At 61.0% G+C, this 15053-nt stretch carries 13 protein-coding genes; 8 read left to right on the top strand and 5 right to left on the bottom strand.

Features of this window, described 5'->3' with window-relative positions; genetic code table 11:
- Positions 1 to 442 precede the first annotated feature (442 nt).
- Complete coding sequence (locus VJ109_RS16715; RefSeq protein ID WP_324760435.1) at positions 443 to 1084, top strand: cyclase family protein; 642 nt, start codon at positions 443 to 445, stop codon at positions 1082 to 1084.
- A 480-nt stretch (positions 1085 to 1564) separates the two neighbouring features.
- A complete protein-coding gene (locus tag VJ109_RS16710; protein WP_324760433.1) occupies positions 1565 to 2911 on the top strand; it encodes an RNase J family beta-CASP ribonuclease in 1347 nt (448 codons plus the stop codon).
- 395 nt (positions 2912 to 3306) lie between these two features.
- Here VJ109_RS16710 and VJ109_RS16705 read toward each other — a convergent pair whose 3' ends face one another.
- Together VJ109_RS16705 and VJ109_RS16700 are read right to left on the bottom strand one after the other, a co-directional pair.
- Complete coding sequence (locus VJ109_RS16705; RefSeq protein ID WP_324760430.1) at positions 3307 to 5424, bottom strand: pentapeptide repeat-containing protein; 2118 nt, start codon at positions 5422 to 5424, stop codon at positions 3307 to 3309.
- Positions 5425 to 5520: 96 nt separating this feature from the next.
- A complete protein-coding gene (locus VJ109_RS16700; protein ID WP_324760429.1) occupies positions 5521 to 6486 on the bottom strand; it encodes a DUF8108 domain-containing protein in 966 nt (321 codons plus the stop codon).
- Positions 6487 to 6588: 102 nt separating this feature from the next.
- On the opposite strand from VJ109_RS16700, the gene VJ109_RS16695 reads away from it, so the two are divergent.
- Genes VJ109_RS16695 through VJ109_RS16685 form a run of 3 tightly spaced genes read left to right on the top strand, consistent with a single transcriptional unit; the run spans position 6589 to position 9584 of the window.
- On the top strand, positions 6589 to 7299 hold the full coding sequence (locus VJ109_RS16695) for a hypothetical protein (RefSeq protein WP_324760427.1): 711 nt from the start codon (positions 6589 to 6591) through the stop codon (positions 7297 to 7299).
- Between the two features lie 12 nt (positions 7300 to 7311).
- Positions 7312 to 9075 carry a spermidine synthase gene (locus tag VJ109_RS16690; protein ID WP_434737290.1) on the top strand — a complete coding sequence of 588 codons (1764 nt, stop codon included), beginning with the start codon at positions 7312 to 7314 and terminating at the stop codon, positions 9073 to 9075.
- Entirely contained in the window at positions 9072 to 9584 is a 513-nt protein-coding gene (locus tag VJ109_RS16685) for a DUF2617 family protein (RefSeq protein WP_324760426.1), read from the top strand. Before VJ109_RS16690 ends, VJ109_RS16685 begins: the two co-directional genes overlap by 4 nt.
- 12 nt (positions 9585 to 9596) lie before the next feature.
- Here the strand turns inward: VJ109_RS16685 and VJ109_RS16680 are convergent, their stop codons facing one another.
- Together VJ109_RS16680 and VJ109_RS16675 are read right to left on the bottom strand one after the other, a co-directional pair.
- Positions 9597 to 10007, bottom strand: coding sequence for a universal stress protein (locus VJ109_RS16680; RefSeq protein WP_324760425.1), 411 nt, complete (start codon positions 10005 to 10007; stop codon positions 9597 to 9599).
- Positions 10008 to 10448: 441 nt separating this feature from the next.
- Positions 10449 to 11276, bottom strand: a complete 828-nt coding sequence (locus VJ109_RS16675; protein ID WP_324760424.1) for a DUF6517 family protein — start codon at positions 11274 to 11276, stop codon at positions 10449 to 10451.
- Positions 11277 to 11445: 169 nt separating this feature from the next.
- Between VJ109_RS16675 and VJ109_RS16670 the strand changes: the two genes are divergently transcribed.
- The 3 genes from VJ109_RS16670 to VJ109_RS16660 all read left to right on the top strand — a co-directional run bounded on the left by VJ109_RS16670 (position 11446) and on the right by VJ109_RS16660 (position 13335).
- Entirely contained in the window at positions 11446 to 12063 is a 618-nt protein-coding gene (locus tag VJ109_RS16670; RefSeq protein ID WP_324760423.1) for a hypothetical protein, read from the top strand.
- Positions 12064 to 12189: 126 nt separating this feature from the next.
- Positions 12190 to 12789 (top strand): DUF5789 family protein, encoded by a 600-nt coding sequence (locus VJ109_RS16665; protein ID WP_324760422.1) that lies wholly within the window; start codon positions 12190 to 12192, stop codon positions 12787 to 12789.
- Between the two features lie 72 nt (positions 12790 to 12861).
- Complete coding sequence (locus VJ109_RS16660; protein ID WP_324760420.1) at positions 12862 to 13335, top strand: DUF7992 family protein; 474 nt, start codon at positions 12862 to 12864, stop codon at positions 13333 to 13335.
- 289 nt (positions 13336 to 13624) lie between these two features.
- On the opposite strand, the gene VJ109_RS16655 is transcribed toward VJ109_RS16660, so the two are convergent.
- Entirely contained in the window at positions 13625 to 14899 is a 1275-nt protein-coding gene (locus tag VJ109_RS16655; protein WP_324760858.1) for an orc1/cdc6 family replication initiation protein, read from the bottom strand.
- Positions 14900 to 15053 lie beyond the last annotated feature (154 nt).

The raw sequence follows: 15053 nt of genomic DNA, 5'->3' as shown, positions 1-15053 counted from the left end.
GAGTGAGCGATGCAAGCAGGCATCCAGTATCACTTGTCAGTCAGATCTCGCTTCACGAGTGAATCCACAAGTCCGCTCTACAGTCGAAGTCGGCAGTGACCACGGAGCAGACGACGCGATCGTTCCTTGCCAACCGCTACCACCGATAACAGGTTACCGACGTGCCGTTTCTCGTTGGTGATGCGGATTGTCTCGGTCCCGGTATCGCTGAAAACGGCTCCCGATTTCAGACGCTCGCAGATGGAAGTGCGAATCTCGTTAAACGTATGGATTCCGATATATAAACCAAACAGTATCGATTATAAATGTTTTCAGCTATGTCGAACTAGAGACAGCTCGAAACTGGCTCGAAGCGTTCGCTGTCCACCACAGTTCACGCCAGACTGACCACGGTAGTTCGCATACCAATAGTACATATTTCGACTCCCCCAACAGTGGTGGTATGTCGTACCGAGACCTGACACAACCGGTTCGTGACGGGATGCCAGTCTTCCCCGGTGACCCAAAAGTCACACTCGACCAACACGCGACGGTGCCGACAGATGGGTACCAGGTTCACGCGCTGAACTGCGGGTCACATACGGGGACGCATGTCGACGCGCCGAGCCATATCCTGAGCGACGGAGATCATATCGATACGTTCCCCGCCGAGCGGTTCGTCCTGGACGCGGTCCTGGCCGACTGTAGCGGACGGCAACAGCGGGAATCGATCGGTCCGGAGTCGTTGCCCGCCTCCGACGCCGATGTCGTCGTTGTTCGGACTGACTGGAGCGATCATTGGGACGACCAGCAGTACCTGGATCACCCGTATCTGACGCCCGCTGCCGCGGAGTTCTGTGTCGAACAGGGGTACAATGTGGCTATCGATACACTCAATCCCGATCCGACACCGACAGAGCGGGCCGACAGCACGGAGCCATCGGGATTTCCCGTCCACCGACAGCTCCTGAGCGAGCGACTGTTGATATTCGAGAACCTGACCGGCCTCGCCGAACTTCCGGACCGATTCGAACTCGTCGCGTTCCCGCTCAAGCTGACCGATAGCGACGGTGCCCCGGTTCGTGCGGTCGCTCGAGTCGACTAACTGGGAGCAAGCCCGACTGTGTAGCGATTTACCGGGACGACCGCACGAGCGTGCGATCGATCCTGAACAGACCTACAATACTCACTATGACGCCCGGTCCGGCGTCCCCGTCGGTAAGGGATACCCTGGGGGCGGACGCCCGAGTATCGAGCCCGCTTCCGATTCGTGATCGTGCGACTATCGAACAGACGCAACGGAGCGGACGGAGTCGGATTCCAACCGATGTCCGAGAGGGCTTCGTCGGTAAGAACGTCGAGTCCATCGCCCCATGACGTTGAGTTTGCACGGAGTATTTACGTGTTGGCCACGAAGTATATTATATCCGAAAAACGCGTTGTCCCCGGGCGGGTCGTAGAACGCATACGCCTCACTCACTGTGGCATCTCTCGATTCCACTCCACTGTCAGCCGTTCTTGCCTGCTCTCCTGCTGAAGGCGCGCTCAGGGGCGAGTTCTGGGACTGCTCTGATCGGCTCCACCTATGGAAATTGAAATCGCGACCGTTGGCGGGTACGAGGAAGTCGGACGACAGATGACAGCAGTGCGTGCGGGCGACGATATCGTGATCTTCGATATGGGACTCAACCTCTCGAAGGTCTTGATTCACGATAATCTCCGGACGGAAGGTATGCACTCACTGGACCTCATCGATATGGGTGCGATTCCCGACGACAGAATTCTCTCGGATCTCGACGGGACTGTCCAGGCGATCGTCCCGACACACGGCCACCTGGACCATATCGGGGCCATCTCGAAACTCGCGCACCGATACGACGCACCGATCGTTTCGACGCCGTTTACCTCGGCACTCGTCGAAGAAGAGATCGACGACGAGGACAAGTTCCACACCGACAACGACGTCGTGCAGATGAACGCCGGCGGAACGATGTCGATCGGCGAGCGGTGTGAACTCGAATTCGTCAACGTCACACACTCGATCATCGACGCGATCAACCCCGTCCTCCACACGCCGGAAGGTGCGATCGTCTACGGGCTCGACAAACGGATGGATCACACTCCCGTTATCGGTGACCCGATCGATATGAAGCGGTTCCGGGAGATCGGACGGGAGGGCGAGGGCGTCCTCTGTTACATCGAGGACTGTACGAACGCGAACAAGAAGGGGCGGACACCGAGTGAGGCCGTCGCCCGTGAGCAACTCGAAGACGTCATGTTGAGTCTGGAAGACTACGACGGCGGCATCGTCGCGACGACGTTCTCCAGCCACATCGCACGTGTCACGTCGATCGTCGAGTTCGCCGAGCGTATCGGCCGGCAACCGGTGTTGCTCGGTCGGTCGATGGAACAGTACTCCGGGACCGCCGAGCGACTCGGACTCGTCGACTTTCCGGACGATCTCGGAATGTACGGCCACCGGCGCTCAGTCGACCGTGCGTTCGAACGCGTCATGAATGAGGGCAAAGAGAACTATCTCCCCGTCGTCACCGGCCATCAGGGCGAACCGCGTGCGATGCTCACACGGATGGGTCGCGGTGAGACGCCGTACGAACTCGATCAGGGAGACAAGGTCATCTTCTCGGCACGGGTCATCCCCGAGCCGACGAACGTGGGTCAGCGCTATCAATCCGAGAAGCTGCTCGGGATGCAGGGGGCTCGGATCTACGACGACGTCCACGTCTCCGGACATCTCCGACAGGAGGGACATTACCAGATGCTCGATGCACTGCAACCACAGCACGTGATTCCGGCCCACCAGGATATGGCCGGCTTTTCGGGCTACGTCGAGTTGGCCGGCAACCAGGGCTACAAACTCGGTCGGGACCTCCACGTGACATCGAACGGGAACACGATCCAGTTGGTCGGCTGAGTCGTCAGACGGTTCTCCGATGGAACCGCGTCGGCGGGCTCGCGTATGCGATCCTACGGATGTCGATTTCCGGAATCGATCGCGACGCTACCCAACTGCGACAGTGGTCCAGAGGCAAGAGAGCGGACCGAAGCGCTGTCCGAGCGCCCGGTCTCGACATGCCCGGTGCATGCGGTACCATCACCCTGAGCGGTGTCTGGCACCAGTTCCCTCAGCCGTGAGCGGCCTCATCGGGCGTCACGTCACGCGAGTAACTAGGTGGCAAAGCGTACCCATCCTGAGCCCTTATCGTTTTCGTTCCGCTATCGTTTACGGGTTCATCGACGCTCTGTGCTACGAGGCCTTCCTCGCTGACTGCGAACGCTCGGCGGACTGAGCAGGGATTCGTCGTACTGTTACATCTCCGAACGCTTGATGAGCGCGTACAGTACCAACCCGCTGAGGATGACACTCAGATACACCTCTACTGCGACGAGAATCCGGGCTCCCCATCCGACGGGACCGATGTTCCCGTACCCGATCGTCAGGAACGAGATGTAGCTAAAGGAGACGAGTTTGTAGAAGGCCGCCTGGCCTTCCGGCGTCGTGAGCGCCGCAGTGACGGACGCCGGCTGCGTTGCACTCGTCGCGAAGACTTGCCCACCGAACGCATAGAACAAGGAGAACACCGCCGGCGTGATGGCAAAGACGCCGAAGATCCTGAAGATCCGCATCCCGTAGCCACAGGAGATCCCCAAGAACGCGTTTTCGACGGCTCTAATCCCGTTTTTCGCGCGTGCGGTCGTCCCGGCTGACCCGTCCAGCGCGATGTTGATGTGTTTCTTCCGGGCGTACTGCTGGCGTTTGACGCGGAACTCCCCGGCAGCTTTCATGTCGCCGGCGGCCGAAGCGCTGTTTTTCGCACGGAGATACGTCGCCTCGATCGCCTCCGGTGTCATCTCGATGGCGTAGCTCCGTTCGACGGGGTCCTGGAAGGTATGGATGTTCCATTCGTTTCGGTCCAGGTAGTCGGTGTGGGCCTCGAAGTCGAACTCGTTGCCGTCGAACTCGTCGAAGATGGTCTCACAGAACCGGAAGTAGTCGAACAGTTCGCGGTAGTCACGCTCCCGCTCCGCCGAGAGGTCGATGTCGCCGAGGCTGACTCTGGTGAAGTCGTATCTGACCCATCCCTCGGTCGGTTGTGTGATCGATCCACCCTGGATCGAGGCGTCGGTGAAGTTCACGTACGGGTCGTCGCCGACAGCGCGCAACAGGAACAACGCGTCGTCGGTGAAATCTGTCCCGGAAAAATCCATCGTGGCTGCGAACTCGGTATCGTCGAAGGAGACCGATCTGAACTTCGCTCCGGTGAACTCGGCTGCGTCGGCGAACCTGGCCCGGTCGAAGGAGACGTTCTGTTCCAGTTGGTTCGCGTGGCCCTCGAACTCGGCACCGCGAAAGTGTGCCTGCCCGTCGAAGACGCTGTCGGTGAAGAGGGCCTCCTGGTGGAACCGGGTCTCGTCGAAGTCGGCCAGGCCCGAAAAGCGTGCCTCGGTGAAGTCGGCGTCCCCGCGGAACCGCGTCTCCTGAAACGTCGTGTCGGCCTCGAACGTGGTCCGTGTGAAGTTGCTGTACCGGAATTGGGCTTCCGTGAACGTCGTCTCCCCTTCGAAGGTGGCCCCTTCGAAGGAGGCGTCGTCTTCCATCGTCCGGGCCCCGCCGTTGAACACCGCACCACGGAACTGTACCGTTCCCTGCCAGTGCGTATCGCTGAAATCAGCGTCCTCGTTGCACTCGATCTCGTCGAAGGTGGCGTCGGCTTCGAAGACGACACCCTCGAACTCGGTGTCGTGGTCGAAGAGGACCTCGGTGAACACTACCGGGGCCTGGAACGTGGCGCCGTCGAAGCGATTGGCCTCGAAGTGGGCCTGCTCGAAGGTCGTCTCGGCCTCGAAGACCGCACCGGCGAAAGAGACGTTGTCGTCGAGTTCGTTCGACTCGCCCTCGAACTGGGACCCGCGGAACGACGCCGGGGCCTCGAACCGAGCGTCGACGAAACTCGTGTCGTCGTAGAACCCGGTCTCGATGAGGTCGACCGTGTCCTCGAAGACGGCGTCGTCGAACTCCGCGTCCTGTTCGAACCGGGTCTCGTCGGCCTGGACGGTCCCGCCGAACGTCGAGCCGTCGAACTCGACATCGTACTCGAAACGTGCGTGGTAGAGAAACAGGTTGCCGATCGTACAGTCGTGAAACCGGAGAGGCATGTCGATGTCCGCCTTCTCGGCGCTGATCCCCTCCTCGAACGTACAGTTCTCGAAGACAGCAGGGTGGTTGTCGGCGCCGTGAACCACTTCGTAATCCAGGTTCAGCGCCGGAAAGGTACAGCCCTCGAAGGTCTTCTCGTCGGCCGTTCCATGGCGGAGAACCGTCCTCAGGGCGTCCTGGACCGCCTCGGTCCCGATACCCTCGTTCTCACGCTCCTGGGGCGACCGCGTGAGGACGGCACGGGCGCGTGATACGTCAGAGTCTGGCATTGCTATATAGTTCAACAGAACCGTCAAAAGTGTTTTTCCGTGAGGGGAAATATTTCTGCAATGACGGTCGAAATCTGTCCCCCGATGAGTGTCCCGTTACTCTAGTGCGTCCCGCCGTTCGTCCTCGGAAAGAGAGACGTGACCGGGCGCGTGGTGACTGCAGTGCTCACACTCGTAGGAGATACCGCCGTCGTCGTAGGTTCTGACCGGGACTTTGAGCAGGAACAGCGCGTCTCGCTGTTTCCGTTCGATGACGGCGTCAGCGTTGCTGCCACAGTTGGGACACCAGTCTTTGTCCGTTGCCGGTTCCTGCCAAGTGAGTTTGTGCCGGCCGAAGACGGCGTCGCTGTGGGCCTCGGATTTCGAGGTCTGGATGACCGCTTCCGGCGGAAGCGGGTCGGCATCCACCGCGTTGTCGAACCCGCTCTCGGCTGCCAGCGACTGCGAGAGATACGGACCGACACTGACAGTGTTGTCGCGGCCGACGAAAAACACCGTCACGTCAGCGTTCCGCCCCTCGATGCGGACCTCGTTGTCCCAGCCGACGACGTAGACCGTGAGGTCGTGTGTCGCCTCCCTGATCGTCACCTCGTTTTTCGCCCCGACGACGGAGACGCCGTCACGTGGATCGGTCGCCTCTGTCGAGTGGTTCCAGCCGTTGACCGTGACTTCGTACTGTTCGGGGGCTTTCGTCGGTGCCGCCGAGTCGTCGTGAAAGACCTGTTCGACGCCGCCGACAGTGACCTGCTCGGCCCCGCCATACTGGACGAACGCGTCCTCGATCTCGGTGATAACCACGTCGTCGGCGACGCCGTCGACGTAGCCGTCTTCCAGGTTCCCGGTCACAGCCGTGTCGATATCGGTCCCGCTCAGCGATGGAGACCCCTCTACTGCGACATCGGTGAAGACGTATTCCGCATCGAGAAACGCCAGTTCGCCGTCGACGGCGTCGCCACGGACGTACACGTCCTCGGCTCCCCGGAGTCCGATCGTCTCCTCGCGGTGCTGCAGGCGTACGTCGCCGGAGAACTCGTCGGTCGGGGCGTTCCAGTCGGCAGCCATACTTACCCTAGCTATCGAACCAGTCCACTTCAAACAGTGGGAAGATGATCGACAACTGAGATAAACGGAACTTATTTACCCTTGTACATACGTGGATGGAATATGGATAGACGATCGTTCCTCCGGAGCAGTTCGGCGTTGGTCGGAGGAGCCGCCCTGAGTTCCCTCGCCGGCTGTTTCGGCGGTAGCGGCAGCAGCTCCCCTCCACCGCGACGGGCACAGGTGTTCGAAGGCGTCTCGCTGGACGGACGGCAGTTGCAGATCCAGTTCGTCTCGGACCCCAGAGTCGAATCTCGCGTCGAGACGACCGAGGGGTCGCTGGCGGTGGGTCAGCTCTCCCCGGTCGGCGTCGCCAGTGCACAGAAAGGTGGCGGTGGCGCGGCGCGCGGGTCCGGAGCCTACGGCAGCGCCCCCCGAGGCCGGCACGGCTGGGCGGTCTGGCACGGCGGCAACAACGACGACGACTGGCGGGAGAACCACCAGGACGAACTGCGAATGTACCCAGCCATGATCGGCGCGGCCGGCGTCGCCTATCTGGGCAGCGACCAGCGCTACGAGGACGACCCGCCGGACGCGGGACCGGTACCGTGGGACAAGAAATGGGAGAACCAGCAGGACGGCGAGTCCCACACGGTCCCCCTCTCCGAAGCCGCACCCTCGGACGCCCCCCGGGAGGGGTGGTACCGCGTCGGGACGAAACTCGTCGGCGAGGAGTCCGGCGCCGACTTCGGCTGGCAGGGCGCTGACTTCGAGATCGACAACGAGGGGACCTGGCAGATCGACAAGGCCTGGCACGTCCGGCCACGCGTGTGAACCTCCCACCGGATGTCCCAGTCCGCGACCGACAGCAAGAACGACATGGACAGTCCTGATTCTCCCCGGCGGTCGATGGTGACAGACCGGCGGTTCAAACTCGGCTTGACAGTCGTCGTCGCCTTCTGTTCGATCGCGTACGAACTCGTCTACTCACAGTTTTTGACCGTCTTCTACGGCGGGACGGTGGTTCGGTACTCCATCACCATCGGACTGTACATGTTCTCGCTGGGCATCGGCGCGCTGCTGTCGGGTCAGCTCGACGATCCCGAATCGAACCTCCTGCGGACCGAGGTGTATCTCTCCGTGGCCGGGCCGGTCGGCGCCGGATTCATCATCGCGTTGAACTCCTTTCCGAACGTCGCCTTCCCGGGGAAATACACCGTCACGCTCGTCGCAGCACACCTGCCGATCATCGTGGTCGGTGTCCTCTCGGGGTTCGAGATCCCCCTGCTCGATTCGCTCGTCGAGGACCGCGAGGGGTCACTGTTCTCGGCGATGGGGAGTCTCTACCCCCGCCGAGTCGTCCGTCGTGTCATGGGCCTGTTCTTCAGCGTCTCGGACTCGGAAGGTCGGTCGCTGTCGGAGGTCCTGGGCGCGGACTATATCGGGAGCCTCCTCGGGACTGTCGTCTACGCACTCGTGTTGTATCCCCGACTGGGGCTGGTCGTGACAGTGCTCGTGTTGGGGCTGCTCAACGCCCTTGCGGCCCTGGCGTTCGCGGCCTGGACGCTGACCGGCCGCTCGGAGACGCTCTCCAGGCCGACCGTCGGAAACTGGCGTGCCGTACTCGTCGTTGGCCTGCTGGTGACGGGGACGTACGGCGGGCTGGTCGCCAACGGCGACGCGGTCGACCGGACGGTCACCGGTGCGTACATGGGCGACCGAATCGCCGACGAGTACCGTCCCGGTTCGGTCGAAATCGACGTACAGAGCTACGATACGACCGCCTACCAGCGGATCACGATGTACGAGCGGCGCGTCGCGACCCACGCCGGCCCCGAGCAGTGCCTGCGTCTCGATAACGCCCTCCAGTTGTGTGATAGCTGGGTCGACTCCTACCACAGCGGTCTCGTCGACGTGCCCATGTCGATGTACGACAACCAGTCGTCGGTCGACGTGTTGCTCGTCGGCGGCGGCGACTACGTCGCGGTGAACCACCTCCGGGACTACAACGTCTCGATCGACCAGGTCGACATCGACGGGGAGTTCCTCGAATACACCAAGAACCGGAGCTACTTCGAGCAGTTCCACGACGATGCCTACGAGTACGATCGGCTGAACACCACCGTCGGTGACGCCTACACCTACCTCCGGGGAACCGACAAGGAGTACGATCTGATACTGCTGGACATTCCCGGCGCGCGAAGCGACGACGCGCTCCCGCTGTATTCCCGGGAGTTCTACACGCTCTTGAATCGGCATCTGACCGATCGCGGCATCGTCGTCTCCTGGGTGTACTCCGAGTACGCCTACCCACAGCACAACAAGGCGTATCACAACACCGTCGCCGCCGCAGGATTCGACCGACACCTGCCGTACTCCGTCGTCGAGGACCTCGACGGCGACGGGGAGTACGAACGCGGGGAGCAGTTCTACGTCCTCTCGGACGGTCCCACGCCACAGCCGGATCTGGAGCACGCCCACGGAGCGTACGTCAGGGACAACGCGGATCGATTGGGTCCCTTCGAGTGGCAGCGCCTCGCGACGTATCGTGGTATCAAGCCAAACAGCGTCTTCGATCCCAACTACGACATCATCGTTGGCTACACATGACACGAGAAACGCTCACGTTCGTCCACAGTTCGACCCCGCCCACCGACGAGATCACCGTCTACGACGAACTGACCCAGTCTTTCGTCGGTACCCAGTTCCGCTTCCGGGTGATCGGAAGCTCACACTACGTGAGCGCGCCGGAGTACGACTTCTACGAACTCTCGTCGTGTGATCCCGTCGACAGCAGTGGTGCGGTGATTCCGCTTGAGACGGGTGGGGAGCGCCGCCGACTCAGCCACGAGACTGACCGGGTCAAATGCCAGACGGTGATCGAACACGAACCACTGGCAGCGTTCCCGTCCGAAGCGCCCTTCGATCTGGCGTACTGGTTCGGAGCGGACGCAGTCACGGCGATCGATCTCGGTGAGAACGGATACGAGACCTACCACACGTATCCGGAGTACGATCTGACGCTGTACAGCCGAACCAGGTTCGTTCGACTTCCCGAGCGGGGGGCAGAACCGGTCAGTGAGAGCGAGCGAACCGAACTCGCCGATCGGCCGGAGTGAGCGCCTGGCGGTTCACTCGGCCCCGACTGGGACGATCGTCACGGGAACGGTCGCCTCGTCCACGACGGCGAAGGCAGTGTTGCCCTGGGTGATGTTCTCGACGACGCCTTTCGGGAGGTGCCCCATGACGATGTGGGAGATATCGACATCGGCCGCGATATCGAGCAGTTCCTTCGCTGTCCGGGTGGCGTTGCGGTTCCCCTGATGGGTGATGTACTCGACGGAGATGGTCGAAACGACGGTCTCGTCGCCGATCCGGTCCCGGGTCTCCTCACGCACCCGCCGGGCGTCCGGGCTCGCGTCCGTCTGCTCGATGAGATGGACGATATAGAGCTCCCGGTTCAGCCCGGCTCCCAACTCCGTCGCCACTTCGAGGACCCGATCACGCGCAGCGTCGTCAGCGATTGCCACGAGGATGGTCATGGGCTGATGTTTGTTCCGGAGGCGCATATCTCTGCTGTCGTCCAAGCAGTGGGACGAGCGCCGCTGGATCCTCTCCGGTACTGTGTCTTGGTACCACTCGACAAATTATATGAAATAATATAATAGACGTTCGGGTACGTTCCCGAAATTGCGTGTATAACCAGAATTCGGGAGTCTGAACTGTCATCGTTGTTCGGCCATAACATATCAAAAATAGAAAAGGTATTTACGAGTGGGGCCCGTTCTCTCTGTTACAATGAACTGGAAGCACCGCCGCAACGAGACCACGGCAGCACAGAAGCAGACAGAAACCCGCAGCGGAACGAACTGGTCGTTCATCGCAGCGGCGACCGTCATCGCGTGACGGCTTCGCCCGCACGCGGTTTTTGCGACAGCGTCGTCCGTCGGTGAGTGGCTACATTACCGGGAGAGGTCGCGAGGTTACGCGCTTCCCGTCGTATTTGTGTCGGAAGTCGTCTGCTCGCTCTGTTGTCCGACCCCACTTGGAGTCGGTGGGGTCCCGGCGTCTGGCTCCCAGTGACGAACGTTCTCGACGAGTCTCCCGAACTCCTCGCTCGCGTCCCCGGACGCCGGTGTGACGCCGATGAGCATCACCAGATCTCCCTCGTGGGTCACCCTGGCGACGTAGACGGTAACGTTGACCGGATCAGCCTCGGGTGAAGCGACGACAGAGCCGCTGAGCCGAGACATCTGAGTGTCCTGTCCGACCATCCGGACGGGTCTGTCGCTGCGGACAGTCAGGTCGGTGACGTTGGTCACGTTCGACGGCAAGTAGGCCTCTCCCTGGTCGATGAAGAATCCGGACTGGTTCAAGACACGAGGGTCCGACCCATAGACCAGTGGGTTGAACGCGACCGGCCCGAGTTCGAGCGAGGACATCGAGACGACCGTCACCACAGAGGTGTTTGCCACGTCGACCGTCGCGTTGCCACTGGTCGGTGTCTCCGAGGGGGGACCTGCCGTCTGGTTCCCCGTCGAGAGTCCAGTTACGTACGTACTCACCCAGACTCTGAGACTCACGTTTCGGCCGACCCCCGGGACCGGGCTGTAGCTGGCGTTGAACGACGTGGTGTTCAACGACGTATACCCTGCCTCGGAAACTGCCGGTTCGTCCACTGTCGCCGGTCGCGAATCGTAGAAGAGCAGCGGGCTGTCGTCGGTGACGACCAGCCAGCCGCCGACGAGCACGGTCGCGATCACTACCAGGAACCCGACGGCGATCCCGAGGAAGAGGAGTTTCCAGTTCATACCCATGTTATCATCCCCCAAGGGTATGACGTTTATCAGAGACAGTACCCAAAACCCACAGTATCACCGTCGATTAGCGGAGGTCAAAGGTCGTCCACACAGGAAAGACGTATATAGAAGGTCCGGCGTACCATGCTCAGTAAGTACCGGCCCGATTATGGCACCAGAGATGAACGAAGACAGGATCACCACTGCATTGCTCTCCGACTCAGCGTACGAGCGCGTCCGCTACGAGCGACACTCGTACTTCCGGCAGACAGTTCCGCGGACACTCGCGCTGCAGAGTGCGTCGCTCGGGATGCTGGCGCTCGTCCTCCCGATGTACGGACTCTATCCGAACAGCGCGGCACAGTTCCTCCCGGCGGTCGACCCAGTAGTCGCCTCACCGAAGGTCCTGTTGATGGGCGTCTTCGGCGGTCTCTTTCAGCTTATCAGTGCCGTACTGCTCGTCGGAGCGGTATTCTATCGGGTCTCGAAGGCACCGTTGACAGAAGAGCAGGCCCACAGCGTTCTCAACGTCGAGGACTTCGCCCGGTACGTGGCGTTGGGTACGGGTGGGGTGGCGATCCTCGTAACCACGCTGCTCTTTGCGATCGGGCTCGGCGGAGCCAGTGCGATCGAATCCTACGTCGCAGTGATGGGACGGAACCCGTTTGCGGCGTCCGGTCTAGGGATCTCGGTCAGTACAGTTTCGCTCCTGGCGTTCGTCGCTAGTGTCGTTGTCTTCTACGCCGGTCGGTTCCTCGCAGTCGAGATCGCGCTGTCACGTCTCAGTCGACAGAACTGACTCCTGCGTCCCGCTACGACGCTGGGAAGGTGATTTACACTTCGATAGAGGGGTGTGTCCTCCAGGGAGATCCTGGACCCCGGTCTCGACCACAGACCTATCAGCCTGGAGAACGTATCAATCAGAATGGCAGACAATAAGAGCGGCCGAGACAAGCAAGCACAAGACGCCGAGAACCGTCAGCAGGAACGTGAACTCGCCACGGAACTGGAGCGTGGCGACGAAGTAGAACCACCGGTTGACCCGGCGGAGCTCACCGGGTTCGAGGTGGAACTCGAAGCGCTGACGTTCCCAGCGACGGGGACAGCGGTTGTCGCGGCGATCGGCGATCACGAGATCGAATCCACCGAGGGACGCTACAGTATCGCGGAGCTACTCCCCGAGACGGACGAGGAGACGTTTGACTCCCCGGATGCCATCCGAGTCCAAGTACAGCGGCCGACAGTCGCCGCAGCGATGAAACGGGTCGTAGAAGCCAGCGAGACGGTTCGGAATACGGAGTTCAGTTGGTCACAGCGCAAGGCCTACGAGAAGACCTTCGAGGAACTCAAAGCGATCGACGCCGATGACGACGACGAAGGGATCCAAGCCATCAGCGATTGGATCACCGAGCGAGTTCGTGACAAAGAACGACTCCCGTCCTCCCGGGCGGTACGCCGAGAAGCGGCGAAATTCTGTCGGACGAACGGCTATCAGGTACGAGACGACGAGTGGCTCGGGGTATAACCCGACGATGTCCGTTGTTACTCGGTTAGAACCGTCTGTGGGCTTTATTGTGTTACCGGCGAAATCAGTGGTATGACATTCGATATAGCGGTCCCTGAGCCACCGGATCTCTCGAACCGAGGAACGCCACGCGGGTTCGAGTGGGAAGAAGAGACACTCGGCTCGGAGGACTTCTACCGCGAGGACATCGAGGATCTGCTTCAGGAAGGTGCGTGGAAGGAGGGGTTCAACGAATGGGCCGAGTACACGAGTCTCGATGAAACGCACGGGCAAACTGTCGACGATCTCGGCCTGTTCCAATCGTTCGACTTCTACTGGGACCCGAGCGAGGACCGCCTTCGCTTCGACGCCCCCACGATCTCGGACGACTGGCGGGAGCGGGACGCGACCGAATCACTCGATTCGAGCACAGTTTCGATGATCGACGGTGAGTTGGATGATCTCGGCCGAGCGGTACAGGAGATACTGGAAGACTACCTCGAACGGAACGACGAGGAGTCCGACTACGGGTGGGGTGAAGACACATACGGCAACCGCGAGGAGTGAGTCCAGTCACGATAGCCGTCGGCGGTCTCCATCGAAGCCGACGACAGCACCGACATCGGATCCGAACCTCCCGAATCCCGGACGGCCTCCGAATTGATGGGATCTGCTCCGAGGGTCGATAGGGGGTCCCACGCAGCGTGCTCGGGAGCCGGACGAACACATCGATAGAGGGGTCTCTCGAACCCGGAGCCGTTCACTGATGAGAAACGACACGGTGAAACGAAACACTTCGATAACGGTGTGTGTCAGCCACGCGCCGGCGTCCAGAGCAGACAACCACAGCAACGGCTCACGTTTCGTTGCGGAGTTGTGCGGTGACGACACTCTGTACTTCGTCGGAGGCAGCGACTTCGATCCGGGAATCCTCCCGGAGGGTCTCTAGGATCGTTGCCGGTCGCTCGCCGAACTGGAATTCGAGAAACATCCCGGAACTCGGGCCGTGGCTTCGGCGCTCGAAATCGACCAACGAGTAGGTCGTCATCTCTTTCATCTTGTTGACGTAGGTCTCCTGGTGATACTGGTCGGCGTCGATCGACTCAGTGAGGAACTGGTACACCTTGTAGCCAGTCGTGCTGCGGGCCGTACCGTCTTCCGTCTGTTCTGCGACGGCCGCTGTGGCGTAGAGACAGAGTTTCTTTTGCTGACTGATCCCTCGAACGACCTCCAAAACGCGGTTCTTCTCGACCTTGTCCTGGGCGGCCCTGACGTGTTGTTCGCGGACCCGCTCGTCACCTTGGCGCTCTGCGAGTTCGCCGGCGACCCGCATGAGATCGATCGCCTTCCGAGCGTCGCCGTGAGTCTGTGCGGCAAACGCCGCCGCGAGCGGAATGACATCGTCGTCGAGGACATCTTCGTGGAAGGCATCACGCCGCCGTCGGAGGATCGCCTGGAGTTGATTGGCGTCGTAGTCGTCAAAGTGGACATCCTCCGGCGTGAACGAGCTCAGTGCGCGGCTCCCCACGGACTCCATCATCTTCGTGTCGTTCGATATCGCGACGACTGAAAGATACGCCGTCAGTTCGTCGTTGGCACCCGCCCGCGAGAGCTGATAGAGAAGGCGGGAAAACGCCGGTTCCTGTTTATCGCGACGGCCGACGAGCATATCTAACTCGTCGAGGACGAAGACGACCGAGTCGAAGTTCTCGTTGACGATCCGGAACAGTTCGTCCCACTTCTCTTTGGTCGCGACACCGTGTTTCGGGACTTCCACCTCGACACCCGCTTCGTCTGCTGCACGGCAGGCGAGTTCGTAAACACCGACACCAAGAGTATCGATGTCCTGGCAGTTTACTTCGACAGTCCCGAACCGGATATCCCGGGACTCACAGATCCGACTGATGTTTTTACAGACTGCCTTGGTTATCAGGGATTTGCCGGTCCCCGAGGGACCGTACAGAAAGAGGTTCGGCGGGCGATTGTCGCCGAGCGCGACCCGGAGCATCTTGGTGACTTCCTGCAGTTGCCTGTCCCGGCCGACGATCCGGTCTTCCGCAACGACGTGGTTCGGGTCGATGAGCGATCGGTCCCGGATCAGTCCTTCCTGTTCGTCGAACTCCAGAAGCATCTCCTCGATCGACTGAGACCCAGTGTCCGACTGGGAGTCCGAATCGGCCGATATCTCGTTGGGCGACGAATCGACGGTCGCTTCCGACGACTCGGCGGCATCCTGTTGCTCCGTCGGTGGCGGATCGGACTGTTCCTCCGAAGTACCGATCCGC

The sequence above is a fragment of the Haloarcula montana genome (assembly GCF_035666295.1).
Classification (GTDB): domain Archaea; phylum Halobacteriota; class Halobacteria; order Halobacteriales; family Haloarculaceae; genus Haloarcula; species Haloarcula montana.
The sequence above is the reverse complement of the archived record's forward strand: the minus strand, read 5'-3'. Positions and strand labels throughout refer to the sequence as shown.